Origin of the sequence: Klebsiella sp. 141203 (assembly GCF_032601985.1) — a bacterium.
GTDB classification, from domain to species: domain Bacteria; phylum Pseudomonadota; class Gammaproteobacteria; order Enterobacterales; family Enterobacteriaceae; genus Klebsiella; species Klebsiella aerogenes.
Genome location: NZ_JAQIRL010000006.1, coordinates 70,777 through 97,076 on the forward strand (window position 1 = coordinate 70,777; position 26,300 = coordinate 97,076).

At 54.2% G+C, this 26,300-nt stretch carries 22 protein-coding genes and 1 tRNA gene; 18 read left to right on the forward strand and 5 right to left on the reverse strand.

Going from position 1 to position 26,300, the window contains the following annotated elements; genetic code table 11:
- Nucleotides 1-10: 10 nt before the first annotated feature.
- From PGR29_RS21115 to tssG, 17 genes are all read left to right on the forward strand, one after another.
- Nucleotides 11-2,395: a type VI secretion system Vgr family protein gene (locus PGR29_RS21115; RefSeq protein ID WP_316425243.1), complete on the forward strand. Its 2,385-nt coding sequence runs from the start codon at nucleotides 11-13 to the stop codon at nucleotides 2,393-2,395.
- 9 nt (nucleotides 2,396-2,404) lie between these two features.
- Nucleotides 2,405-3,181: a DUF4123 domain-containing protein gene (locus PGR29_RS21120; RefSeq protein ID WP_316425244.1), complete on the forward strand. Its 777-nt coding sequence runs from the start codon at nucleotides 2,405-2,407 to the stop codon at nucleotides 3,179-3,181.
- 160 nt (nucleotides 3,182-3,341) lie between these two features.
- Nucleotides 3,342-3,848, forward strand: a complete 507-nt coding sequence (locus tag PGR29_RS21125; protein ID WP_316425245.1) for a DUF3304 domain-containing protein — start codon at nucleotides 3,342-3,344, stop codon at nucleotides 3,846-3,848.
- Nucleotides 3,836-4,465 carry a DUF3304 domain-containing protein gene (locus tag PGR29_RS21130; RefSeq protein WP_316425246.1) on the forward strand — a complete coding sequence of 210 codons (630 nt, stop codon included), beginning with the start codon at nucleotides 3,836-3,838 and terminating at the stop codon, nucleotides 4,463-4,465. The genes PGR29_RS21125 and PGR29_RS21130 overlap by 13 nt, the downstream gene beginning before the upstream one ends.
- Entirely contained in the window at nucleotides 4,453-6,798 is a 2,346-nt protein-coding gene (locus PGR29_RS21135) for a T6SS phospholipase effector Tle1-like catalytic domain-containing protein (RefSeq protein WP_316425247.1), read from the forward strand. The genes PGR29_RS21130 and PGR29_RS21135 overlap by 13 nt, the downstream gene beginning before the upstream one ends.
- A gap of 2 nt (nucleotides 6,799-6,800) precedes the next feature.
- Nucleotides 6,801-7,058, forward strand: coding sequence for a PAAR domain-containing protein (locus tag PGR29_RS21140; RefSeq protein WP_316425297.1), 258 nt, complete (start codon nucleotides 6,801-6,803; stop codon nucleotides 7,056-7,058).
- On the forward strand, nucleotides 7,055-8,200 hold the full coding sequence (locus tag PGR29_RS21145; RefSeq protein WP_316425248.1) for a hypothetical protein: 1,146 nt from the start codon (nucleotides 7,055-7,057) through the stop codon (nucleotides 8,198-8,200). Before PGR29_RS21140 ends, PGR29_RS21145 begins: the two co-directional genes overlap by 4 nt.
- Nucleotides 8,181-11,534 (forward strand): ImcF-related family protein, encoded by a 3,354-nt coding sequence (locus PGR29_RS21150; RefSeq protein WP_316425249.1) that lies wholly within the window; start codon nucleotides 8,181-8,183, stop codon nucleotides 11,532-11,534. The genes PGR29_RS21145 and PGR29_RS21150 overlap by 20 nt, the downstream gene beginning before the upstream one ends.
- Nucleotides 11,531-12,052 (forward strand): type VI secretion system lipoprotein TssJ, encoded by a 522-nt coding sequence (tssJ, locus tag PGR29_RS21155; RefSeq protein ID WP_316425250.1) that lies wholly within the window; start codon nucleotides 11,531-11,533, stop codon nucleotides 12,050-12,052. The genes PGR29_RS21150 and tssJ overlap by 4 nt, the downstream gene beginning before the upstream one ends.
- Before the next feature lie 32 nt (nucleotides 12,053-12,084).
- Nucleotides 12,085-12,687, forward strand: a complete 603-nt coding sequence (locus PGR29_RS21160; protein WP_316425251.1) for a CDP-alcohol phosphatidyltransferase family protein — start codon at nucleotides 12,085-12,087, stop codon at nucleotides 12,685-12,687.
- On the forward strand, nucleotides 12,680-13,609 hold the full coding sequence (locus PGR29_RS21165; protein WP_316425252.1) for a phosphatidate cytidylyltransferase: 930 nt from the start codon (nucleotides 12,680-12,682) through the stop codon (nucleotides 13,607-13,609). The genes PGR29_RS21160 and PGR29_RS21165 overlap by 8 nt, the downstream gene beginning before the upstream one ends.
- A gap of 9 nt (nucleotides 13,610-13,618) precedes the next feature.
- The gene (locus PGR29_RS21170; protein WP_316425253.1) at nucleotides 13,619-14,251 is read left to right on the forward strand and encodes a lysophospholipid acyltransferase family protein; all 633 of its coding nucleotides are present in this window, start codon (nucleotides 13,619-13,621) and stop codon (nucleotides 14,249-14,251) included.
- Entirely contained in the window at nucleotides 14,248-16,011 is a 1,764-nt protein-coding gene (locus tag PGR29_RS21175) for a bifunctional alpha/beta hydrolase/class I SAM-dependent methyltransferase (RefSeq protein WP_316425254.1), read from the forward strand. Before PGR29_RS21170 ends, PGR29_RS21175 begins: the two co-directional genes overlap by 4 nt.
- Entirely contained in the window at nucleotides 16,004-17,338 is a 1,335-nt protein-coding gene (locus tag PGR29_RS21180) for a phosphatase PAP2/dual specificity phosphatase family protein (RefSeq protein WP_316425255.1), read from the forward strand. Before PGR29_RS21175 ends, PGR29_RS21180 begins: the two co-directional genes overlap by 8 nt.
- The gene (locus PGR29_RS21185; RefSeq protein ID WP_316425257.1) at nucleotides 17,308-17,709 is read left to right on the forward strand and encodes a hypothetical protein; all 402 of its coding nucleotides are present in this window, start codon (nucleotides 17,308-17,310) and stop codon (nucleotides 17,707-17,709) included. Before PGR29_RS21180 ends, PGR29_RS21185 begins: the two co-directional genes overlap by 31 nt.
- A 7-nt stretch (nucleotides 17,710-17,716) precedes the next feature.
- Nucleotides 17,717-19,501 carry a type VI secretion system baseplate subunit TssF gene (gene tssF / locus PGR29_RS21190; RefSeq protein WP_316425258.1) on the forward strand — a complete coding sequence of 595 codons (1,785 nt, stop codon included), beginning with the start codon at nucleotides 17,717-17,719 and terminating at the stop codon, nucleotides 19,499-19,501.
- Nucleotides 19,465-20,532, forward strand: a complete 1,068-nt coding sequence (gene tssG, locus PGR29_RS21195) for a type VI secretion system baseplate subunit TssG (RefSeq protein WP_316425259.1) — start codon at nucleotides 19,465-19,467, stop codon at nucleotides 20,530-20,532. The genes tssF and tssG overlap by 37 nt, the downstream gene beginning before the upstream one ends.
- Nucleotides 20,533-20,737: 205 nt before the next feature.
- Here tssG and PGR29_RS21200 read toward each other — a convergent pair.
- The 3 genes from PGR29_RS21200 to proB form a co-directional block, all read right to left on the reverse strand.
- Nucleotides 20,738-20,813, reverse strand: a tRNA-Thr gene (locus PGR29_RS21200).
- A gap of 113 nt (nucleotides 20,814-20,926) precedes the next feature.
- The gene (proA, locus tag PGR29_RS21205; protein WP_316425260.1) at nucleotides 20,927-22,180 is read right to left on the reverse strand and encodes a glutamate-5-semialdehyde dehydrogenase; all 1,254 of its coding nucleotides are present in this window, start codon (nucleotides 22,178-22,180) and stop codon (nucleotides 20,927-20,929) included.
- 10 nt (nucleotides 22,181-22,190) lie between these two features.
- The gene (proB, locus tag PGR29_RS21210) at nucleotides 22,191-23,294 is read right to left on the reverse strand and encodes a glutamate 5-kinase (protein WP_015368077.1); all 1,104 of its coding nucleotides are present in this window, start codon (nucleotides 23,292-23,294) and stop codon (nucleotides 22,191-22,193) included.
- A 289-nt stretch (nucleotides 23,295-23,583) separates the two neighbouring features.
- Between proB and phoE the strand changes: the two genes are divergently transcribed.
- Nucleotides 23,584-24,636, forward strand: coding sequence for a phosphoporin PhoE (gene phoE / locus PGR29_RS21215; RefSeq protein WP_015368078.1), 1,053 nt, complete (start codon nucleotides 23,584-23,586; stop codon nucleotides 24,634-24,636).
- Between the two features lie 64 nt (nucleotides 24,637-24,700).
- Here the strand turns inward: phoE and PGR29_RS21220 are convergent, their stop codons facing one another.
- Both PGR29_RS21220 and PGR29_RS21225 read right to left on the reverse strand, forming a co-directional pair.
- Nucleotides 24,701-25,267 (reverse strand): C40 family peptidase, encoded by a 567-nt coding sequence (locus PGR29_RS21220; RefSeq protein WP_082208594.1) that lies wholly within the window; start codon nucleotides 25,265-25,267, stop codon nucleotides 24,701-24,703.
- A 226-nt stretch (nucleotides 25,268-25,493) separates the two neighbouring features.
- Nucleotides 25,494-26,291 carry an AraC family transcriptional regulator gene (locus PGR29_RS21225; RefSeq protein WP_113374958.1) on the reverse strand — a complete coding sequence of 266 codons (798 nt, stop codon included), beginning with the start codon at nucleotides 26,289-26,291 and terminating at the stop codon, nucleotides 25,494-25,496.
- Nucleotides 26,292-26,300: the final 9 nt, after the last annotated feature.

Consider the following 26,300-nt stretch of genomic DNA (forward strand, 5'->3'; position numbering starts at 1 on the left):
GACGCAGGTGATGAATAAGAATAAATATATCCTCAAAGGAAACAAAATTCCGGTGTATAACCACTACCAGTTGAACATACCGGAGTTAAGCAAGCGACGCCCCGACATTCAACTGTCTGTCCTTCGCTTTAGCGGCGACGAAGCGTTAAATACCCCGTGGCGTTATTCCATTGAACTGACCTGTGAAACCCCTGATATTCCTGCAGATGTGTTAATTAACACGACCGCAGAACTCCTTTTTTATCCTGATGGTAAACCATGGGAAGCGGTCGAACCCCGCGTCATGCGTGGTGTTATTACCGCTTTTCAGCAGTGTGAACGAACTGCTGATATCACTCGTTACGTGGTTGTGCTGGAAGCCAGCCTGGCGTTATTACGTCATAGCCTGACATATGCGGTGTATCAACATAAAAGCGTCATTGGTGTCGTTGAAGATATCCTGAAGCGTTGGGGATATTCCAGCCTCGACTATCGTTATGCGCTGAAAACCCAGTATCCGGTGCGCAAATTCTATATCTCGTATGCAGAAAGCGATTTATCCTTTATTGAGCGTCATCTGGCGCATGTTGGCGTATTTTATTATTTCGTCTGGGATGAAGAGAATCATCGGGATGTGCTGGTTCTCGGAGACTACACGCATTCTTTCGCCGAAGAGAAGAATATGGCCTACCGTCATCCATCAGGGCTTTTCGATGGCGGTCTTGAATCACTGTGGGAGATAACAATCAACCGCCGCTCGGTTGCCGGGCAGACGCGAGTGAACGATGAATATTATCGCGAAGCCCAAAGCGATCTGCAGGCGCATCTGGAAACCGATCTGGATATGCCTGCGCTCATTGGCGAAGAATACCGCTACGGCGAGAATTACAAAGAGCAGGGCAGGCAGGCGGCAGAACAGCCGGAGCAAGGCCGCTGGTTTGTTAAGCGTCGTCGTGAACGTCTGGTAACAGAACAGGTTGTCTTTGATGGCAAATCAAACGGCATGACGATCCGTCCTGGGATGATTCTTCATCCACAGGGTAAACGTTGGGAGGAAGCGCCGGACGGGCTATTAGTGGTATCGACCTCGTCACAGCGCGTCTCCCGCGATACCGCCTACATCATCAGCTTTACTGCCGTGCCCCATCGTCTGCACCTCTCATATCGTCCACCTTTGCTGGGCAGGCCGCACATTGCCGGTACGCTGCTCGCCAGAGTCACCAGTCCGGTTGAAAACGCGCAGTATGCTGAACTGGATGAAACCGGGCGCTACCGGGTGCGTTTCCAGTTCGATCTCAATACTACCTGGCGGTCTGGTTTTGAAAGCCTTCCGGTACGCCTTGCCAGGCCGTATGCGGGGAACGTTTACGGCTGGCATTTCCCGCTGATTGCCGGCACGGAGGTGATGATTGCCTTCACTAACGGCGATCCTGACAGGCCGTACATCCTCTGCGCTATGCATGATTCCCGACATGAAGATCACGTCAACCTCTATAACTATCAGCGTAACGTGTTAAGGACTCCTGCGAACAACAAACTGCGATTTGAGGATCGGCGCGGGGCTGAGCACGTTAAAATTTCGACAGAATATGGCGGCAAGAGCCAATTGACGCTCGGTCATATTGTTGACAGTTCGCGTAACAAACGCGGTGAGGGTTTTGAACTGCGAACCGACAGCACAGGAACTCTCCGGGCGGGTAAAGGGCTTTTCCTGACCGCAGATGCGCAGGCCACTGCAAGCGGACAGGTGCTGGAAATGTCTGCGGCAATCTGCCTGGTCAAAGGAGCGGTCAACCAGATGGCCGAGTGGCGTACCATCACCCAGTCGCATCACAACCTTCAGCCTGATACCACGCATCTGAAAAGCTATCTTGCCGCCGCCGATCAACTGAAATCTCCGGCCATGCTGCTGAGCGCCCCGCAAGGGATTGGGGTAGTTAGCCGGGAATCCGTTCTGATAAATAGCGCTCAGACGCTGCACCTGCAAAGCCAGGGGGAAGTCAATATTGCTAGCGGAGAGCGTATTTCCCTGAACGCCAGTCAGACCATTTCACTGCTCGCGCAGCAGGAAGGGCTGCGCATGGTGTCTGGCAAGGGGCCGCTGACCATCGAATCTCATGGCGATTTAATGGCGCTAACGGCCATGAAGGATGTCACCGTGCAGTCCACGCAGGGCGAGCTTCATTTCGCGGCGAAGAACGGCATTGTGCTGGGCTGCGGCGGTGGGTCGATTCGCATCTCCCCGCAGGGCAGTATCGAGATCCATACGCCGGGGACACTGAGCCTTAAAGGTCAGCACATCTGGGATGCGCCGGTGAGTGTCGGTACCCAACTGCCGGAACTCCCTAAGTCGGTGTGTAAGGACTGCCTGAAGAAAGCGCAGGAAGAAGCCGTCGCATTTGCGCCGCGAGGATAAGGACATCTGATGACAACAACACCACTGATAACACCCAAAAAGCATATGCTTTGGATGCAGCAGGGTGAATCTCTCTGTTCTGCTACCGGGCAGGACTATATTGATATTCTGATCGATCAGGCTGGAACCAACCAGCCGCTGCAAAATGCGCTACGCCAGTTATCTCCCGATCTGCGCTGGTTTGAGTTGTTCGAAGGAACCCCGGAGGGGGGAATGCTGGAATATTCGCCGGTCGTTATGCGGCTGTGTTTTGCGCTAACGAGCCACCGGATGTGGCTGGAGCAGTTACTGGAATACTTCTCTGGTACTCCGCGCCTGACGTTGCTGATATCTCCTCTGGCCTTTGATTTGCTCTGCCGCCATTTGCAGGCATTGTCGCAGGTACAGTGGGAAGAGCAGACCGGCTTACTGCGTTATTACGATAACCGCGTGTTCCCATCCTTACTTACTCACGTTCTTAACGCAGAACAACAGGCTGCATTTACGGATATCGCGCTGTTCTGGGGCTGGAGAGACCGAGACGGCGAGATCGTCTGGAAAACGGGAACATTTTCTCCTGCACGCGAACTGGCAAATAACCCTCAATTGGGGCGAGTTGGCGATGATCAGATAGATCTGATGGGCTGTATTAGTGATGCAGAAGCTTTATTGGCGAGGCGGTTATCTTCGCAAGGCGGGAAAGAGGAGCATTTTTCGTACTGCCTTTCCGTAGCTTTAAAGGCAAGCCAGCAAGGATACTTAGGTGATTTGGCATCCGATGCAGAATTAGAGGTGATAAATATATGAAGCGTTTATTACGCAGGTACCAAAAAATCGATAGAAACTGGCTTATGAATTCTTTTTCCCTGTTGGACACTATTTTTTGCAGTGATAGATGTCGTGTTGTTATCGATTGATTCGATTTGCAATGTAGGAAAACAACAAACGCTCAAGCCAGGGAGGAAGGGTGAACAGAATAAAATGGATTATCCGGGGCATTGCTTTATTTGTGTCAGTGTTGTTATCGGGATGTTCGCACTCCCAGACTGGCGAGTCGAGTGCAGGGAATATTAGAGGATACAACCATGTTGCCGGGCAGAACGTTAACTGGTTTTCAGTAAACGGCTACCATGCGACGCTAAATGGAAATGTGTGCTGCGTTATGATCCCGGACCAGTGGCGACCTGGGATGACTGCACATATTGAGTGGGAGGTTGATCCTAACCCAAAAGCTCATTTACCGCCTTTGGGAACAGATGCTTATAACAAGGCGTACCTACAGCATAAGGCCAAATACCTTCGCTATAGTGCTGATGTTCCCATTCCGCAATATAAGGAGAGTGCGGGCATTAACGTCCATTTTCTTCCTTGCCATCAGGTAAAAATTTATGCGGGTGTAGCCGGCTACGGTGCCTATTCCTACCCAATTAAAGAACCACTGGATATGAAGGAGCCTGCAACATGTCAGAAATAAAAGCGTCTGGCAGGGCTATTAGCCAACGAGTGAAATTATGTGCGCCAGATAACCGCAGGGCACAAGTTATACCATTCACCAGGCAAAAAGCGCAGGGAGGAAGGGTGAACAGAATAAAATGGATTATCCGTGGCATTGCTTTATTTGTGTCAGTGTTGTTATCGGGATGTTCGCACTCCCAGGCTGGCGAGTCGAGCGCAGGGAATATTAGAGGATACAACCATGTTGCCGGGCAGAACGTTAACTGGTTTTCAGTAAACGGCTACCATGCGACGCTAAATGGAAATGTGTGCTGCGTTATGATCCCGGACCAGTGGCGACCTGGGATGACTGCACATATTGAGTGGGAAGTTGATCCTAACGCGGATGAAAAAATTCCAAGACTGAAAATGGGGGTTGGTTTTGAACCAAAGGCCTTAGCTCAGCACGAGGCCAAATACCAGCACTTCAGTGCTGACGTTCCCATTCCGCAATATAAGGAGAGTGCGGGCATTAACGTCCATTTTCTTCCTTGCCATCAGGTAAAAATTTATGCGGGTGTAGCCGGCTACGGTGCCTATTCCTACCCAATTAAAGAGCCGATGAATATGCAGGAGCCCGCAACATGTCAGAAATAAAAGCGTCTGCCTGGGTTCCTCCGTCATTCCCTTTGAGTGGGCGTTTACCTGGGGCGCAAAAAGACGTACTGGATAATTATCTAAAGCAGCGTAGAGAAGAAGATGAATACCTTAATGCCTTCAATGAGCAAACAGGACGGCGAAATGGGGCTGGCTTTACTTGTGCAAGAAGTCTGCATATCAGCTTCTTTTTTGATGGTACGGGGAATAACGAGAATAACGATACCAAACGTGCAAACCCGATTCATCCAACCAATATTGCAAAGCTGTTTCACGCCGCATATCCACCCGGTGCTGAAAGTGATGGTTATTTCTCTTATTACATGCCCGGAGTAGGGACCGCTTTCCCGGAGATAGGTGAAATGGACTACAGCGACGCCGGGCTAAAATATGCCACGGGCGGAGAAAACCGTATTAACTGGGCGTTGCTTATGCTGGCAGATGCCTTAATGTTCTCGCTCTCGAAAAAAGAGAAGCGCATTACAGCCCTTGAAGCAAAAGGGAAGCTGTCTGTAATGGCCGCCCGCTGGCCTTTAAGCGGCGATACCAATCGCAAGGCGGTATTCTATGAATTTCTGAATGCAGAAATGCGTGCCAAAGCCCAGGATGAAACCGCCAAACCCAAAATCCTCAAAATAAAGCTGTTTATCTATGGGTTTTCCCGCGGTGCAGCCGAAGCCCGAACTTTTGTTAACTGGCTGACAGAATTGTTTGAAACGCCAGAAGGGGCGGATAAACCTGAGCAGTCAATTCTGGGGATCCCTCTGAGCATTGAATTTTTTGGGCTCCTGGATACCGTACCTTCTGTTGGCGTAGCCCATATGGCTCCCATGTGCGACGGGCATATGGGATGGGCGGATGGCACGCAACAGTTACCCGATGACGCACGTTTTCCTAACCTGATTAAGTGCTGCCGGCACTTTGTATCAGCCCATGAACAGCGCCTCTGTTTTCCTCTGGATTCCGTTCGCCGCCCGGAGGGCATCTATCCGCCGACCACGATGGAAGTGGTTTATCCCGGTGTGCATTCCGATATTGGCGGTGGCTACCCACCGGGCGAACAGGGAAAGGGAATGGCTGATGAAGCTGATCCCAATAACCCTGGAAAGGTTTTATCGCAGATCGTTTTGCACGATCTCTATGCCGCTGCATTTGCTGCGGGGGCTCCACTTACTGTTCCTGATGAATATATTCCTGATTCAGTCAGGGCAAAAACTCCGTCGAGAGGCATGAGTGAAGCGATAAAAAATGAATTTAACTTCAGTCAGTCGCTCATCCAACGCTTCAACGCCTGGCGGCAGACCATCATTGCCGAAAAACCAGCGGATGCTAAAACCGATAGCGTCTACGGCTACCATCCGCATCGTCTCAGCCAGTCACTGGAAGATGCCGTTATCGAACAAATCGGTTGGATCACTGCCTGGCGTATTGGGCGTTATGCTTTCCGGAGCTATGCCACCCAGCCGTTTTATCTGGGGGCGCCCGAGCGTACCAAAGAGGAGCTGGAGCAAGATGAGAAAATGCGTGACGCTCGACAGAGCGAGATAGACAAAATCCGCAACGCAGCAAAACAAAACGCTAAATCAGCACCTTCTGCGTCGGCGGATCAGGCCGGCTGGCCTGCCTTTGAACCCACCATTGATAAGACGGAACTCCGCGAGGCAGCAGAAGAGTTTCGTAGCGACTACCTGGACGAATTTCGCCCGCAGAACGGGTGGGAGTTCGCTATCCACACGATCCCCAAATATGCCGTCTGGCTGATCAACACGGATGATGAGCAGGCCGAGTACGATCGGATCAAAGGCGATGGCGACCGTTTATACGGCAGATTATTTACGTCAAAACAGGGAGATGTCGTAACCGAGCCCGCGATGGCGCAGGTTGTTGCGCTGTTTGATGAGCAGATACATGATTCCCGCGCCTGGTTTATGTATTCCACGCTCGGCACTCGTGAACCCTGGGGAAGCTATTTCTTTTATCGTTCAATCTACTTTGGTCCCCAGAGCAATAAGGATCAGTATCTGCTCTCCGTGGCGGGGCAATTACTGGGGGTTGCCATTATTGCCGCTGGCGCGACCTATACCATCAAACACAAATCCCTTAAAGGCATCGGCGTTGCGGCAGGCGTTTACGGTATGGAGCGCATAATTATTAATAATGCGACAGGTAAACCGGTTCCTCTGCTTGATAACGCCGCAGAGCTCTTTAAACCCACGCGGGATCCGGGCTTGCTGGTGGCGCAGGCCAGCCGTCAGACCATCGCCACACGGCACCAAACCATGATGGCTTCGGCAATTGATATGCTCAAAGAAGCAGGAGCTAAAGTGGTATGAGCCTGAAAAAGCTAATTCGCGTAGGGGATATGCTCAGGGAACACGGCGGCGAAGTGCTGAGCGGCCGCTATGAGGCCTTCGGCAAACCGGTGGCCTGCGTGGGGGATCAAGCCCGTTGTAATAAGCATGGCATGACCACTATCGCCCAGGGAGCGCCGGGCAGCACGGTTAATGGCAAAGCGGTAGCGCTCGACGGCCACCAATGCGCCTGCGGTTGTACGCTGGTCAGTTCACTGAGCGCGATGGACGTACATGGATGATTTTCCCGCCACGTTACCCTGACTATGCCGAACTTCATCCCGTCTGTTGGCGGCGATGGTGGATTGCGCTGCCGGTGATGTTGTTCCTGGCGGCACTGGCGACGATGTTGCTGTGGCCGGAAGGCAAACCCACCCGAACGCTCTCCTTCTGGTTCTGGAGCGTGGGATGTCCGTTGAGTGTCTGGCTGGTTGCCGTCGCGCTGCGCTGGTTGGTCTGGCTTCAGTCCGTTTCGAACCGCGAAACGCACCGGGAGGCGACCGCATCAACCGTCGAGGCCTGGTGGCGATACCGTTCGCGTATGTTACCCGTAGAAGCTGTGATGCTGATGACGGCAGTAGGCGATAAAGAGTCTGACCATCAGGCGCTGTTGTCGCAACCGCTTCCGGCAACTCCCGGTGCGGTCGAAGATCCGCAGGGTAACGCGCGACTGTATTGCCCGAAGGTTCTGGGGCTGGGAGGTAGGGAAAGCCGGACTGTTCTGCTGTCCCGCTCTCTCGCCCGTCTGGTGTTGGCGCGTTTGCGCGAGGCTGATGAAGCCCGGCCAATACAGGTGTTTTGCTGGCTGGGAGATGAGCAGAGCCTGGCCGCGTTCAGCCAGGCGCTGGAATTCGATGGCATTCGCCTGCCGGAAGATGCGCTTCATCTGCAAAGCGCTGCCGAACTGGACAACGTTATTGATGCCATGCCCGCCGATGAACAGGCGATGCTGCTTTGCGCAGGGGCCGGGGAGGCAACACCGTCAGCGGAATACGCCGCCTCGGAAGCGGGTTTTGCCTGGCTGTGCGGACACCGGACGGCAGCTTTGATGACGCGCAGCGAAATACTCCAGCCTGAGACGGGGGAAACGCCGACTCAACTGACGGAACAGCTTAGTCGCTATGCCGGCCTGCACGGTGTGCCTGACGGGATGCTAGCCGCCGATTCATCCGCAATGGATACCCTTTTGCCGTCCGGCTGGTCAGCCGTCGATTACGTTCTGATGCCGTGGTTGGGGCAGGCCGGGCCGGTTACGCCTTTTGTGATGCAGTCCCTGGCCTTGCTGTCAGCCCTTCAGGGGAAGTCCTGCGGCTGGACGACAACATTTACGGAATCCCAATTTATTACAGGAGTTTGCGTTCCCCGTGGAAACCTCGCGCACTGAGCCTCGTCATTCCTTATTTTGGCTTGTGACTGGCTACATCATCACTATCACCCTGCTGGTTACTCTCGGGGCGCTGTTGTATTACTTCGCTGGCAGCAGTGTTGATCTGCCGGCGCTGCTGCCGGGCCAGATAATCTTCCGCGCTTGCCTCGTCTGGATGGTATTGGTGTGGTTTTGCGCCCCGTTTATTCTTGCCTGGAAAGCCCTGGTCAGACTGAAAGCCCGGGAAGCGACGGGGGAGACCAACAACAAGACCACGCGCCCGCCGGAAAACCAGTTGGTAAAAGACATTACCACGCAGATGCGCTTCCAGTATGGCCGTCTCTGGCGGCGTAAAGTTCGTATTCTGCTGATGGTCGGCGAGGAAAGTAATGTAGAGCAGGCCGTTCCTGGCCTGACCACGCAACTCTGGGTTGAAGGCCACCGAACCGTGCTGTTGTGGCAGGGGAGTCCGGTTGATGAACCCGATGTCTCAGCCCTGAAAGCGCTGCGTAAAATTCGCCGTCGTCTGGCAGATGCGATGGTCTGGGTGGTGAATGCTGAAACTGAACTGACTCACGATATAAGGGATACTGCGGCGCGCCAACTGCGAAAGCAGTATCACGCGCTCGGCTGGGAAGTACCGCTATGGTTGTGGGAGATCCACTCGTTCGAGTGGGAGCAACCTGGCTTACCCGCGCAGGGCATTGGATTCCTGGTCGCGGCGGGCGATAAGGCTGAAGATTTTAGTGATTCCATGAATCAACTGGAAAGCGCACTGTTGCGTCAGGGGATGCAGCAGATCATTAATAATCGAAAGCACTCCTTTCTGCTAGAGCTGGCGCAATATTTGCGCGAGGGGGGGAACGCTCGCCTGACGCAGACTCTGTCACAGCTGGGGGAAGGAGCCATGGCGCTGTCGCTGGCTGGGATGGCATTCAGCCCTGTGACAACGTCCGGAAATGCTTCTCTTCGCCATGCCTGGCTGCCGGGTAACATGTGGCTGGATTTACTCGCACAACGCTGGCGTAAACCTGGAGCGACGGGAGCATCGTGGCATAAAAGCTTAAAGCTGATTAGCACCTGTTTGCTGACGTTCTGGCTGGCGGCCTGTATTTTCTCCTGGGTTGCTAACGAACGTCTGATGCAGGCCGACCATGCGCTGGCCTTGAATGCTGTCAATACCCGCCAGCCTTTAGCGAAGCAACTGCTGGCGTTGTACCAGCTGCAGCATGAAATTGAACGCCTGCAACACCGCAAGCTGTACGGCGCGCCGTGGTATATGCGCATGGGCCTTAGCCGAAACAATGACGTCCTCGACGCGCTCTGGCCGTACTGGCGGCAGGCGGCGATGCCGCTACTGCGGGATGCGTCAGCGCAGCATCTGTCCGCGCTGATGAACAGCTGGCGCAATCTGCCGCCTGACGATCCGCAGCGAGCTTCACAGTCGAAAGTGATGTATGACCAGCTTCGTGCCTATCTGATGCTTTCCCGCCCGGATAAAGCCGAACCGGCCTTCTTCAGTTCGACGGTGATGCAATTCTGGCCGCAGCGCGAGGGCGTGCTGGATGGCACATGGCGAGCGGTTGGTAACAGCATGCTGGCGTTTATGATGCAGAACCTTCCGGCACACATGGAATGGCGAATCATGCCGGATATGCGGCTGGTCAGCGGCATGCGCTCGGCCCTGCTTCGCCAGATTGGCGCCAGTCATGCAGAATCCACTCGCTATCAAAAGATGATTGAACAGGTATCCCGTGATTATGCGGATATGTCGCTGAGTGCCATGGTCAATGGTTCGGACAGCAGCCAATTGTTCAGCACTGATATTACCGTACCCGGCGTATTTACGCGCAAGGCCTGGGAGGAAGAAGTTCAGCCCGCCATCGAGAAACTGGCGAAATCACGGCGGGAAGAAATTGACTGGGTGCTCAGCGATGCCCAGCATTCCAGCGATGCCACCAGCACGGTTTCCCCGGATACGCTGAAAGCCCGGCTGACGGCGCGCTATTTCTCTGATTATTCCGGAGCGTGGCTTAAATTCCTCAACAGCCTGCAATGGCATCAGGCAGGCAGCTTATCGGAGTCAATTGATCAACTGACTCTGCTGGCTGATGTGCGGCAGTCACCGCTGATTGCGTTGATGAATACTCTCAGAGTGCAGGGGCGTGCCGGGCAGATCGGAGGCGATCTGACGGACTCCCTGGTGAGTTCAGCGAAAAATTTGATCCACAGTGAAAAAGCGAATGCTGCCATGCGGCACTCCGGAAATGAGGCGCACGGGCCACTGGATGCGACCTTTGGTCCGCTGTTGTTACTGTCGGACGGGGATGGCTCACAGAATAGCCTGAGCCTGCAAACCTTCCTCACCCGCATTACCCGTGTTCGCCTGCGGCTTCAGCAGGTGACGAACGCGCCTGACCCACAGGCGATGATGCAGTCACTGGCGCTGACGGTGTTTCAGGGTAAGGCGGTTGATCTGACCGATACCCGCGACTACGGCAGTCTGATCGCCGCGAGTCTCGGTCAGGAGTGGAGCGGTTTCGGCCAGACGGTTTTTGTGCAGCCGATGATCCAGGCCTGGGAGCAGGTCCTCTCCCCAACCTCGCAGAGCCTTAACAGCCAGTGGCAAAGCGATATCGTGACGCCGTGGAATGCGTCGTTCGCGGACCGCTATCCATTTACCGACCGTCAGAGTGAGGCTTCACTGGCTGAGCTGGCGCGGTTTATGCGAATGGACACCGGGCGTATTGCGCAGTTTATCCAAACCCGCCTCGGTGGCCTGCTGCGTCTTGAAGGAGATAAGTGGGTGCCGGACGCAATGAACAGTCAGGGCCTGACCTTCAATCCGGCGTTTCTGGACGCTCTCAACCGCCTGACTCGTGTAGGGAATGTCGCCTTTGCGCATGGCGACGTGTCGCTGCATTTCCAACTGATGGCGAAGCCGTCCCGCGATGTGGTCGAATCAGACCTGATTGTGGACAGACAGAAACTTCAATATTTCAACCAGGAAGAAAGCTGGCAAACGCTGAGCTGGCCGGATAACCGCTGGCAACCCCAGACCACGCTGACATGGCGCACTATCAAAACCGGTACACGTCTTTATTCCGATGAGCCGGGAAGCTGGGGCTTTATTCGCCTGCTGGATAAAGCGTTGGTCACTGAGCTGGGTGACAACTTGTACCGCGTGGTCTGGGTAACGCCGGATGGTGTGGCGCTGAACTACCAGCTGCGTACGGAGCTGGGGAAAGGGCCGCTGTCACTACTAGACCTGCGCGGGTTTGCGCTGCCATCACAGATTTTCTCGTCCGATGGCGCTGCCGCTGCGGGAATCCGCCCTGGAGGTGAACAATGAACATCCGACCATTCCGTCGTTTGTGGTTATGCCTACCACTATTGCTGCTGAGTAGCTGTGGCCTGTATCAGAAAACAAAGCAGGGTACACAGAGCGTAGCGAAAGCGATTTTCTATCGCCAGGTTGAGACGCTACACCTGACCATTACCGCCCGAGGTGCCATTAACGCGGATGACGCGCAGCAGGCGATGCCGCTGCGTATCCGCGTCCTGCAACTGAATGACCGCAAAACCTTTGATAACACGGAATACACCGACCTGCTGACACAGCCGGATTTGGTGCTGAAGGAATCGCTGCTGACACAGCGTCAGCTGAGTGTTTATCCGGGTCAGACAGTCAACCTCGATATTCCAATGGATGAAAAAGCGCAGTTTGTGGCGGTGGTCGGGCTGTTCCGCAAGCCGGACAGAACCCGTGGCACCTGGAAGCAGGTGCTGAGCCGCGACTTACTTGACCCGGATGAGCCGCGCGTCATTGAAGTAAGGGATAACACCCTGTTTTTACGACCACTGCGATAGAAATCCGTCAAACACAAGGCAGGAACCATAACGTGACGCTGTATGACATCAAACCTAAGTTTCAAAATTTACTTCGACCCACCGTCGTCAGGCTGCATGCCATAGGTGCGACGGCAAACCAGGTAACACTATTGGCAATGCTGGCCTCGGTTCTGCTCGGCAGCGTACTGATGTGTTTCCCGAAACCGCTGTTTTTTATCTCATTGCCGATCTTCTTATTTTTCCGTATGGCGCTGAATGCTATCGACGGCATGTTAGCGCGGGAATTTAACCAGCAGTCCAGGCTTGGGGCCATTCTCAATGAGGTAGGCGACATTATCGCTGATGCTGCACTCTATCTCGCATTTGCTTTTTTGACCGGAGTTACTCCGTGGTTGGTTGTGCTGGTGGTACTGCTGTCGTGGCTGACAGAGTTTTGCGGCATCACTGCCCAGACCCTGACGGGTAGCCGAAATTATCGTGGCCCGATGGGTAAAAGTGACCGTGCCTTTGTTCTGGGGGCTTTGGGTCTGTTTATCGCGCTTTGGCCGCAGTACATCATCGTCGCCAATATTGTCTTTGGTATCTCGGCTGTGCTGCTGGCCTGGACCTCAATCAACCGCTGTCGCAGTGCGCTGGAGGTCACCAATGCCTGATTCCCTGCACACGTTGTATTACTGCCTTGGTGGGATCTTCAGCGTTTTAGTACTGGCGACCGCCATTATCTTTGTCTTAAAAAAGTGCCGCCCACAGCGTGACTGGCTGGAACTCCAGCAGCGGATCAACAGCTGGTGGGTCATCGTTGGCTTATTTTCGCTGGCGATGCTTTCGCCTAAAGGGCTGGCACTCACCTTCTTCGGATTTCTCAGCTTCCTGTCACTGAAGGAATATCTGACGCTGGCCCCGACACGCCGCTCTGACAGCGTGCCGTTGCTGTGGATGTATGCCGCGATCCCGGTGCAATATATCTGGGTGGGGATGTCGTGGTACGGCATGTTTATTATATTCATCCCGATTTACATTTTCTTATTCCTGCCTGCTCGCATGGTGCTCGTTGGCGATACTAAAGGGTTCTTACACTCTGCCTCCGTCATGCACTGGGGCATGATGACAACGGTCTTTGCTTTAAGCCACGTCGCGTTCCTGATGATGTTGCCAGGCGTGGATATCAAAGCGGGCGCACTGCTGGTTATATTCCTGGTCGCGACCACTGAGATTAACGATATTGCGCAATATCTGTGGGGAAAATCATTGGGCAAAATCAAGGTAACGCCGAAGGTTAGCCCGAATAAAACGCTGGCCGGATTGCTGGGCGGCGTGCTGACCACCACGCTGCTGGCGGCCATTTTCGGCCCGCTGCTGACGCCGATGAACTGGATCCACTCGCTGGGTGCCGGGGTAATTATCGGCCTGAGCGGGTTCTGCGGCGATGTGGTGATGTCGGCCATCAAGCGTGATTTTGGTGTGAAAGACTCCGGTAAATTGCTCCCGGGGCACGGCGGCATCCTTGACCGTCTGGATTCGCTGATTTACACCGCGCCGCTGTTTTTCCACTTCTATTACTACTTCTATGTATAAGGGGCGCAGATGAACCGTTTTCTGCGCTGGATCTTTACGTTGTGTATTGCGTACCCCGTGGTCTGGATATGGCTGGGCGTTCGCGTGTCAGGCCGCAAAAAGCTGCCAGTGGAAGGCCCGGCGATTATCGTGGCGAACCACAACAGCCATCTGGATGTGCTGACGTTGTTCACGCTGTTTCCACTTTCAACACTGGTGAACGTGCAGCCCGTGGCGGCGGCAGACTATTTCCTGCGAAACAAAGTGATTGGCTGGTTTGCACTGAAGGTCATCGGCATCATTCCTGTTTATCGTGGAGCCCATCAGGCCAATCCGCTGCAGGCTTGTGTCGATGCACTAGCAGCAAAGAAAATTGTGATTATTTTCCCTGAAGGCACGCGCGGCGAGCCGGGGAAATTCGCAGAGATCAAATCCGGCATCTGGCATTTAAGCCAGCAGTGTCCGGAGGTGCCGATTATACCCGTCTACATGCACGGTCTGGAGCGCTCAATGGGCAAAGGGCAGAAAATCCCCGTGCCGTTTTTTATCGACATCTTTATCGACGAACCGCTGTTTTACGACGCGGAGAAAGTCACTTTTAAACAATCGTTATTCACTCGTTTCGTCACATTACAACAGCAGGTGACAAGGAAAATCACATGAGTCAGGAAGCGCGTTTATTTCAGGAAAGTACATTCGCAACCAGCGATGGAGAGTCGCTCTATTTTCGCCACTGGCCTGCAACGGAAGGCAACGGTAAGAAAGTGATCGTGCTGTTTCACCGCGGGCATGAACATTCCGGGCGTCTGCAGCACATTGTCGATGAGCTGGATATGCCCGATACGCATTTTTACGCCTGGGATGCTCGCGGTCACGGTCAATCGCCGGGCGATCGTGGTTACAGCCCGAGCCTGGCTCGCTCTGTTCTGGACGTGGATGAGTTTGTTCGTTTTGTGGCGAAGGACGCGCAGGTCAGCCTTGAGGATATCGTAGTGATTGCGCAGAGCGTGGGGGCGGTACTGGTCTCTACCTGGGTTCACGACTATGCGCCGAAAATTCGGGGGATGGTGCTGGCTTCTCCGGCCTTTAAGGTCAAACTGTATGTGCCGTTCGCCCGAACGGGCCTTGGGTTGATGCAGCGGATCCGTGGCCTGTTCTACGTCAACTCCTACGTGAAAGGGAAATTCCTTACCCACGATCCGGAGCGTGTTGCCAGTTTTGAACAGGATAAACTCATCACACGGGCAATCGCGGTGAACATTCTTCTCGATCTCTACAAAACGGCTGAGCGCATTGTGTCCGACTCTGCCGCCATTACGCTGCCGACCCAATTACTTATCTCTGGCGATGATTTTGTCGTGCATGCGAAGCCGCAAAAACAATTCTACGCCGGTCTGCGAAGTTCTATCAAAGAGCAGCATATTTTACCCGGTTTCTATCACGATACGCTGGGTGAAAAAGACAGGGCTATGGCCTTCGATAAAATGAAAACCTTTATCGACAAACTCTATGCGGTAAAACCTTACACTTTCGATTACAGCCATGAAGACCAGTGGAGCCCGAGTGCCGACGCGTACCGCGAACTGCAGGCACCGCCAAAAGCACTCTCGCTGGAGGGGATGTTCTATTCCTCAATGAGCTATGGCATGAAAACAATCGGCAGACTGTCAAAAGGGATGCGTCTGGGCTACGAGACGGGTTTTGATTCCGGCAGTACGCTGGATTATGTGTACCGTAACTATCCGGAAGGCAAAGGTATTCTGGGGCGCATGATTGACCGACACTACCTGAGCAGTATTGGCTGGCAGGGGATCCGGGTACGAAAAGTCAATATTCAGCAGGTCATAGAGCAGGCTGTCGCCCGGCTGAAAGAGAGTGATATGCCGGTACGTGTAGTGGATATTGCAGCCGGACACGGTCGCTATGTGCTCGACGCGCTGGAGAAACATCAGGATATCGAAAGTATCCTGCTGCGTGATTACAGCGACCTGAACGTTGAGAAAGGCCAGACCATGATTGAAGGGCGAGGGTTAAGCCATGTCGCTCAGTTCAAAAAGGGCAATGCTTTTGACTATGACTCTCTCGCTACACTTGGGCCAGCTCCTACACTGGGGATCGTTTCCGGGCTATATGAACTCTTCCCGGATAACGCCTTAATCAAAGCCTCGCTCGCCGGGCTGGCTGCGGCAATACCGCCTGGTGGCATGCTGGTCTACACCGGGCAGCCGTGGCATCCGCAGTTAAAAACTATCGCTTATACCTTAACCAGCCACCAGAACGGCATTCCGTGGATGATGCGTGTGCGCACGCAGAAAGAGATGGATACGCTGGTGGAGCAGGCGGGCTTCGAGAAATGCCACCAGGTGATTGATGAGTTTGGTATTTTCACCGTCTCGCTGGCCGTGAGAAAGCAGCATGGCTGAGTCCGCGCTTATACAGAACAACGCCAGTCTCTGGAAACGGGGGCTGTGCTGGCTGGTGTTGTTGGGACCGCTGTTTTTCTTCAGCTATGGACAGGTGAATCAGTTCACGGCTACACGTCCTGATGTGGGAAGCATGGTCCTCGGGTGGGAACATGTTATCCCGTTTATGCCCTGGACCATCGTACCTTACTGGAGTATTGACCTACTGTATGGCATTTCGCTGTTTATCTGTACTTCAAAGCAGGAGCTGACCCGTCACGGTTGTCGGCTGCTTGCCGCATCACTTATTGCCTGCGTCGGCTTTCTCCTGTTTCCGCTGAAATTCACTTTCATGCGCCCAGAAACGCAGGGGATGTTTGGCTGGCTGTTTCAACAGCTCGAACAGTTTGATTTGCCTTATAACCAGGCTCCGTCGCTGCATATCATCCTGACATGGCTGTTGTGGCTGCGTTTTCGTCAGCATCTGGGGAAGGGTGCAAAGCTGCTTTCCAGTGCGTGGTTTTTGCTGATAGCGGTATCTGTGCTTACCACCTGGCAGCACCATTTCATCGATGTCGTTAGCGGGTTTGTGGTCGGCGTGGTGATTAGCTATGCCATTCCGGTTGAAGGCCACTGGCGGTGGAAGCGCCCATCAGCGCACGCCGTACGTCTCGCAGCGAAATATGGTGCTGGTGGAATAGTGTTTTTGTTAGTGGGTTTGTGGATCCCCCACGGCTTCATTTTGCTGTGGCTTGCAGCGGCATTATTGATGGTGGCGGCGGGCTATACCGGGCTCGGAGTGTCGGTGTTTCAGAAAAATAATCACGGCGATTTATCCCTTTCTGCCCGCTGGATGTTGTTCCCCTATTTAGCCGGGACATGGCTTTCAAAACAATGGTTTTCCCGACGGATATCTCTGAGCAACGTTGTTTATGACGGCGTGGCATTGGGTCGCTTTCCGGATAGAACCATGACGCAGGCCGCCGTTTTCGATCTGACGGCTGAATTTCATAAGGGCCGCCGCAAAGCAGATCACTGGGAGGCTTACCCGCTGATGGATTTGGTGGTGCCGGGCGTCCGGGACATCCACCAGGCCGTGATGAAGCTCAGTCAACTGCAGCAAGAACATGAAAGTGTGCTGGTATGCTGTGCCTTAGGCTTATCCCGCAGTGCAACGGTTGTTGCGGCCTGGCTGCTAAGTGAAGGGCTCGCCGGGTCGGTCACGCAGGCCGTGGCGTTAATCAAATCCCGGCGGCCTCAGGTGGTGCTTACGCCCGCCCATCTTCAGGTTCTGGAAACGTTCAGCAAGGAGCTGCAATGTCAGATATCACTAAGACCCACCAAATAATGCACATTCATCTGTCGAGCTGGCGCTACTTTGCTGCCCTGACGCTGCCACCTTTGGTGTTGCTCTTTAACCGGTTGTTTTCACTCGATTGCGTGTTGCTGATGGGACTCTTTTTGCTGACCCATTATTACTGTTGGCGTATATGGCTGGATGAACGACTTTTTCAGCTCATTGAGAGTGACAGCGATCTCGCTGAATTTGATAACGGTATGGCGCATTTGTGGGCCAAAAAGACGGGTAACACTCGTACGCGGGCTGAACGTTGGCGTGGGGCGAGAAACCTTTTTTACCGGGCCATGTTCTCGCTAATGGCGCTGTGGGCCGCCTCACTGTGCACAGTCCTTTACCAGTCTTTTACGTTGGTGGATTAACCAGCCTATGAATGACCATGATTTTCTGAAATATTTTGACGGCGAAATGCGCTGGCTGAGGGCGGCGGCGCGTGAGTTTGCTGAACAACACCCGGAGGCCGGTCGGCGGCTGGGCATCGACCGACAGTCTCATAAAGCTGATGAGTCCGTCGAACGGCTGTTTCAGGGCTTTGCGCTGATGATGGCGCGGTTGCGTCGCCAGATTGATGACGATATCCCGGAGCTGACAGAGCCGCTGCTGGGGCATCTGCTGCCGATAGCCAACCGGACACAGCCCTCGATGGCCGTAGTCGAGCTGTCCCCGGAAATGGTTGCGCAGGTCAGGGATGTGGTTATCCCCGCAGGCACAACATTGCTGACCCGGCCAATGGATGATACCGGCCTGCGCTGCCCATACCGCACGACCGACGAACTGGTACTGCACCCGTTGACGCTGCATCACGTCGGACAGCAGTTGCATCCGGATGGTCACCAGGTGCTGGCGCTGAAGTTTTCATTTGGTAAGTACGCCGATCCATCGCAGACGGATTTGAGCCAGATCTCGCTCTACATTCACGGCGATCGCCCCTTACAGTCGATGCTGTATCTGGCGCTGACGCATCATGTCTCGCATATCACGGTGCGCTTGCCGCAAACAGGCAATCTCGATCCGCAGCCGTTTCACGGCAAACTGTCGTCGCGCTGGCAGCAAAACTGGTCCTCAGTCTGGCCGGAGAGTGAAAGCCCGGCGCTGTGCGGGGAGGTTCGCCCATTACTGGAATACTTCAGCTTCCCGGCCCGGTTTGCGTTCTTTACCCTGACGGGCCTTGAAACGCTGCCGCTCGGGGAAGACTTTCAGTATTTTGAGCTGGAACTTCATCTGAGCAAGCCACTGAACCGGGATATTTCCGTGCCGGAGGATACTCTGCGTATCCACTGTGTACCGCTCATCAATTTGTTTTCGCTCAACGCTGAACCCCTGAAGGTGGAACCCGCAAAACTGGATTACCGGCTTCGTCCACACCGGCTGCGCGATCATCACACTGAAATTTACAGTGTGGATAAGATGGCCGCGAGTGAAACCCTGGTCAAGCGACAGTACGTGCCGTTTCGGCAGTTCTGGCATAAGGGCGGGATGTTGCAGCGTAAAGATAGCTGGCCTGAACGTTACTTCCACACCCGTATCTGGCGGGGTGTTACCGGAATGCATGAAACATTGTTGATGCTGGGAGGGACGGCGGGTGAACAGGATCTGCAGGAAGAAAATGCGACGCTGTTTTTGAACATCACCTGTACCAACGGCAACTACCCACGTATGGCGCTGGATAATGCCGTGTTTGATGGTATGACGACCGCCGGCAACCAGTCGCTATGCTGCCAAACCAGGCAGGCGCCCTCTATGCCGTGCTATCCACCATTGTCCGAGTTATATCAGTGGCATGCGATGGCTTTGCTGCATCCACGTGCTCTAAGCCGGATGATCGATAGCGCCAAAAATCTTCGCGCGGTGTTGCAGCTGTTCAACTGGACAGAGGATAAGGATAACCTTCGCCGTATCAATGGGGTAAGTCACGTCAGCTATAAACAGGCATACAGTTCGGCGGAAGAGTGGCACGGCGTACATATTAGTATTGAACTGGATGAAACGCAGTTCAGTGGCATTGGGGACGCGAGATTGTTCTGCGAGTTGCTAGAGCAATTTTTTACGCAGTACGCCAGCATTGCCCGTTTTACTCAATTGACGGTCACTCTGGCTGAGTCAGGGACGAAATGGGAATGGCCTATGCGCAAGATCCACAGGGTGTTGATGTGAATTCAGCAGACGAAAAAAAGAGTTTGCCACCGTTCTGGCTGGATAAAGAGGGCAAAGACCAGACGGCCATGTTCAATTTCTACCGCTTTTGTGAGCTAGTGGAGAAATTCAGCGGCAGAAATCTAGGTGCAGCGGGGAAGCTGAGCCAGGATGCTGTTCGGTTCCGTCCCGACCCACATCTCGGCTTTCCGACCAGTGAACTGAAAAAAACGGAAACCGATCCGGCTCATCCTGATGACCCGCCAACGGTCAGAACAACATTCCATGGGCTATATGGCGTGGATTCGCCGCTTCCGACGGCCTATGTTGATGATATCAATCAGGGGCGAGAGGGGGCTGATGCGATGGCTGCATTTCTGGATATCTTCAATCACCGGATGATGACGCAGTTTTACCGTATTCAGCGGAAGTACAGTTATCCGTCATCGTATGAAGAAGGGGGAACGGATAAATTCTCCCGTAGCCTCATGGCGCTGGCCGGTATAACACAAACGGATGATTTACCCGCTTCTCGATTGCTGGCTATCCTTGGGCCGATGATGCATACCACGTTGACCACGGAAGGGGTGGCCGCTGTGATACGCAGTCAGGCTCTCAGTACACGGGTAGAAGTCTTTCCACATCACCCGGTTACCATGTCAGTTGATGAGCGCACACGCCTGACGCTGAAGAATCCTATGGCGCTGCGCGAGCGCCTCATTATGGGGGATGAAGTGGAAACCCTTAACTACTGCATGCGCATTGAAATGTACACCGAGGATGCCAAAGAGGCCAAAGGCTGGTGGCCGCAAGGACAACTGCGCAAGGATATGTTTGCGCTGCTGAAAGCATATCTGGGGTGTGACTACGATGCAGACATATATTTGACCGTTCCCACTCGCATTTTACCTCGTCCAGGGCTGGGGAAAGCGGGGCTTTTTATCGGGTACAACATCATGTCAGGCCTCAGAGATGATAACGAAGACGAGATGCCGCAGACGTTGCGCACGAAGGTGGGAAAACTGCGAGGAAAAGGTTTCGAGGAAGACTAATTGTGTTTGCGAAGCCGAGATACCGGGTTAGTGAGTGTTGACGGCACAGCCACTATAAATGTGATTATCGAGAACAAAAATACCGCAGACCCTGTCTGGCATGAGACGTGGTGGGAGTGGTTATCTGGAGAATTCTCCAGATGCCCATACGGCCTGGAACCGCATAAAAGACATAGGGTTTCATCGATGGGGATAGACGTTGAAATGGTGCCGATAATAGGAGTCGAACCTACGACCTTCGCATTACGAATGCGCTGCTCTACCAACTGAGCTATATCGGCCCTGAAAGGACGCGTTCACCTGCGTGAAGCACGGGGTAGAAGGTTAAAACTAAGTGGGTGATGCGTCAATGCCCTTTGAATCAAACGGCTACTTTTGCATCACCCGCTTAGCGTTAAGCACGAATGGTATCGTCGCCGAAACCAATCCACTTATAGGTAGTCAGCGCTTCCAGGCCCATCGGCCCGCGGGCGTGCAGCTTCTGGGTGCTGACCGCCACTTCCGCGCCGAGGCCGAACTGGCCGCCGTCGGTGAAGCGGGTAGAAGCGTTAACGTATACCGCCGACGAATCCACTTCATTAATAAAGCGATTCGCATGGCGCAGGGTACGCGTCAGAATGGCATCTGAATGCTGGGTACCGTGCGCGCGAATATGGGCAATCGCCTCATCGAGATCGGCAACAACTTTCACGTTCAGATCCAGCGACAAATACTCGTCGTCGTACTGCTCCGCTTTCACCGGCTCCACCTTCGCCGGACCGTTCTGCAGAAGGGGCAGGGCGGCCGGATCGGCATGCAGCGTCACGCCGCTCTCCGCCATCTGTTTGCTCAGCGCAGGCAGGAAGGTATCGGCGATATTACGGTGCACCAGCAGCGTCTCGGCGGTATTGCAGGTGCTCGGGCGTTGGGTCTTGGCGTTAACGATGATCTTCAACGCCGGTACGATCTCTGCCGAATCGTCGACGAAAATATGACACACGCCGATACCGCCGGTGATCACCGGGATCGTGGATTGCTCGCGGCACAGCTTATGCAGGCCTGCGCCGCCGCGCGGGATCAGCATATCGATGTATTTATCCATCTTCAGCATTTCGCCGACCAGCGCGCGATCCGGGCTCTCGATTGCCTGCACCGCGGCAGCCGGCAGGCCGCACTCCTGCAGCGCCTGCTGAATCACTTTCACCGTCGCGGTGTTGGTGCGCCAGGTCTCTTTACCGCCGCGCAGAATAGCCGCGTTGCCGGTCTTCAGGCATAGAGAGGCGACATCGACGGTCACGTTCGGCCGCGCTTCATAAATCACGCCGATCACTCCCAGCGGTACGCGGCGACGTTCGATACGCAGGCCGCTATCCAGCAGACCACCGTCAATCACCTGGCCGACCGGATCCGCCAGGCTACACACCTGACGCACGTCATCGGCGATGCCGCGCAGGCGCGCCGGCGTCAGCGCCAGGCGATCGAGCATCGCGTCGCTCAGGCCATTGGCGCGGGCGTCGCTGAGATCTTCGGCGTTGGCGCGCAGGATCTCTTCGGTCTGCGCTTCCAGATAATCAGCAATCTTGTTGAGAACCTGATTTTTCTCGCGGCTGGAAAGCAGCGCGAGTTGGTAAGAGGCCGCTTTGGCCGCAATGCCCATTTGTTCCAGCATTTTCAGCTCCTTAACGGGTAATCATATCGTCGCGATGGACGGCCACCGGGCCGTATTCATAGCCGAGGATGGCATCGATTTGCTGCGAGTGCTGCCCGGCGATCAGGCGCAGGGCGTCGCTGTTATAGCGGCTTACGCCGTGAGCGATATCGCGGCCTTCGCTACTGCGGATTCGGATAACTTCGCCGCGGGAGAAATTCCCGCTGACGGTTTTGATGCCTTTTGGCAGCAATGAGCTTCCTCTTTCCAGAATAGCCTGGGTCGCCCCGGCATCGACGGTGATTTCACCGGCCGGCGGCGCGCCGAAGATCCAGCGTTTGCGGTTCTCCAGCGGTGATTCCTGAGCGTGGAAACAGGTGCCCACCGGCAGGCCTTCCATCGCGTGGCCGATAACGTCCGGGCGGTTGCCGGCGGCGATTATGGTATCGATGCCCGCGCGACAGGCGACGTCCGCGGCCTGAAGTTTGGTGCCCATGCCGCCGGTGCCGAGGCCGGAAACGCTATCGCCTGCGATGGCGCGCAGCGCGTCATCGATGCCGTAGACATCTTTAATAAGCTCGGCCTGCGGATTGCTACGCGGGTCGGCGGTAAAGAGTCCCGGCTGATCGGTCAACAGCAGCAGTTTATCGGCGCCGGCGAGAATGGCCGCCAGGGCGGAAAGATTATCGTTGTCGCCGACTTTGATTTCAGCGGTGGCGACGGCGTCATTCTCATTAATGACCGGCACAATATTGTTATCCAGCAGCGCGCGCAGGGTATCGCGGGCGTTGAGGAACCGCTCGCGATCTTCCATATCGGCACGGGTCAGCAGCATCTGGCCGACATGAATGCCGTAAATAGAAAAAAGCTGTTCCCACAGTTGGATAAGACGGCTTTGGCCGACTGCCGCCAACAGCTGTTTTGAGGCAATGGTGGCGGGCAGTTCAGGGTAGCCGAGGTGTTCACGTCCGGCGGCGATGGCCCCGGAAGTCACAATCACAATGCGGTGCCCCATGGCATGCAGCTGCGCGCACTGGCGCACTAACTCAACGATATGGGCGCGGTTCAGGCGTCGGGATCCGCCCGTTAAAACACTGGTGCCCAGTTTTACCACCAGCGTCTGGCTATCACTCATGATTTTCTGCCGTTCAAAAGGAATATCGAGATCGAGCTGATGTTGTAACAGGAGTCAGGCCACTTGCCAACTGCTGGCGTATTGGTCAAGCCATTTTATTGCGCGGATCGGGCATTCTGCGCAGGCAAGGTGACATATTTATGACGGAAATATTTAAACATTCTTTTTTATAAAAAGTTCCATTTCGTCATAAATATTTAACACTACAGCGTTAAAAAACCTCCAGTTTTTGACGGGGCCTTCGCCCGGAATTGATAAGCGCGTGTAAATAAATCACCAGGACCACATAATGAAAAAGCGTTCACTGGCATTAATGATGATGGGTTTTGTTGCTTCTTCGGCTTCACAGGCAGCGGAAGTATACAATAAAGACGGCAATAAACTGGACGTGTACGGCAAAGTGAAAGCCATGCACTACTTCAGCGATTATGACAGCAAGGATGGCGACCAGACCTACGTTCGCTTTGGTATCAAAGGCGAAACGCAGATCAACGATCAACTGACCGGTTATGGCCGCTGGGAATCCGAATTCTCCGGCAATAAAACCGAAAGCGATTCTTCGCAGAAAACCCGTCTGGCGTTTGCCGGCGTGAAGTTAAAAGAGTTTGGATCATTTGACTATGGTCGTAACCTCGGCGCGCTGTACGACGTTGAAGCCTGGACCGATATGTTCCCGGAGTTCGGCGGCGACTCTTCCGCGCAGACCGATAACTTCATGACCAAACGCGCCAGCGGCCTGGCGACCTACCGCAACACCGATTTCTTCGGCCTGGTCGATGGTCTGAATATGACCCTGCAATACCAGGGGAAAAACGAAGGCCGCGAAGCGAAAAAACAGAACGGCGACGGGTTCGGCACCTCTTTAAGCTATGATTTCGGCGGCAGTGATTTCGCCGTCAGCGCGGCTTATACCAGCTCTGACCGTACCAACGATCAGAACCTGCTGGCGCGCGGCCAGGGTTCCAAAGCGGAAGCCTGGGCTACCGGCCTGAAGTACGACGCCAACAATATCTACCTGGCGACAATGTACTCTGAGACCCGTAAAATGACCCCGATCAGCGGTGGTTTTGCGAATAAAGCGCAGAACTTTGAAGCGGTCGCCCAGTATCAGTTCGATTTCGGTCTGCGTCCGTCTCTGGGCTATGTACTGTCGAAAGGCAAGGATATTGAAGGTGTCGGCAGCGAAGACCTGGTCAACTATATTGACGTCGGCCTGACCTACTACTTCAACAAAAACATGAACGCCTTTGTGGATTACAAAATTAACCAGCTGAAGAGCGATAATAAGCTCGGTATTAACGATGATGACATCGTCGCGCTGGGGATGACCTATCAGTTCTGATAAAACTGAGCGCAAGAAAAATAAAAACCGCGGCCCTGAGCGCCGCGGTTTTTATTTGTCAGGATTAGCGGTTTTTCGCCAGATGCAGATTGTCGTTATTCATGGTGATCTGCGCGTTATATTCCTTCGGCAAGCGCCGCGCCTGATAAAATACGCGGTTCCAGTACGGATTATCCAGCGACGAACGCATGACGCCCTGGCTTGCGGAGGCGTGCAGGAAATTGTGGTCGGTATCGTAGAACCCGACGTGCATGCCGCCGTGAATGCGGAAGAAGACTAAATCGCCAGGCCGCAGCTGCTGCTTGCTAACGCGCACTCCCATATGCAGAAGATCGCCGGTGGTCACGCGGTCCATTGGCAGATTGAAGCGGTCCTTCAGCGTACGCCAGACAAAGCCGGAACAGTCGACGCCGCTCTGGTCGGTGCCGCCCCATTCATAAGGGGTGCCGTCCCAGGTGTGCATCTGATCGTGCAGGGCGGCCAGCACCGGTATCAGATCGTCGGAGCCGCTGTCGATCGGCTCATAATGATGCTGCGCCACCGCCTTGGGCGGTTTTTTTGGGGAAGATGAACATCCTGCCAAAATCAATAAAGGAACAAGTAATAAAGCGTGGCTGAGTTTGGGCTTCATGTCGTTATTTTCATGTTAGGGATCGACCGTCGCCATTTATAGCGTATTCAGGGAAACGCCAGAATGATGAAACGCAAAATTTACGAAAACTTACGTACTGCAGGCATAAATTCGCCGGTACCGTAATAAGCACATTTTTCAGATAGTAAACGCGGTGATTTTATTTATTAATAAATGTTTACTATCTAAATCAAAATATAACAGGCCAGAATCAGGATGTTCTTATTTATCTGGCGTGAGAGACAGGCGTGCCTCCTTTAAGGTGGCGGATAAAAGAGGCTGGCGCATAGCCCATCGCTTTGCGGAACATGGCGGTAAACGCCGCCGGATGCTCATAGCCAAGGCTTAATGCCACGTCGGTAATGCTACGGCCTTCTCGCAGGGCGGTGAGAGCGTACATCAGGCAGGCTTTATGACGCCAGTCGCGAAATGCCATCCCGGTCTCCTGCAAAAAGCGGCGGTTGAAGGTGCGCAGGCTTTGACTCATCTTTTGAGCCCACAGCTCCGGTGTACTGTGAATCTCCGGCTGAAGGAGAAACGCGCTGCATAGTTCAGCCAGCCGCGGATGTTGCGGCAGCGGCGTAAACATCGGCAGCGGCGGGGCGCCCTGCAGTTCAAACAGCAATAGGGCGATAAGCGCCGCATCATGTCCGCTCTCTTCATACAACAGCGGCAACTGGCAGGCGGCCAATAGCAGTTGATGTAGCAGCGGCGAAACCTGCAAAACTTCGCAGCGCACGCCGGCGCGCGGCGCGTCCTGCGGTTCGATATACAGACTATGGGTGCTCACGCCCGGCATCCAGACGCGATGCGGTTTATTAGCGGGTATCCATACGCCGCTGAACGGCGGCACCAGCCACTGGCCGTCATCGGTTTCGACTTTCATTAAGCCATTCACGGCATAGAGAAACTGCGCTCGCCGATGATGATGGCGTGGTAAAAGGGTGTCAGGCGGATAATCGCTACCCAGGCCTAATACCCGGCGCGGCAGATGATCGACATCATTAATCGCGATATTACGCATGCGTACACT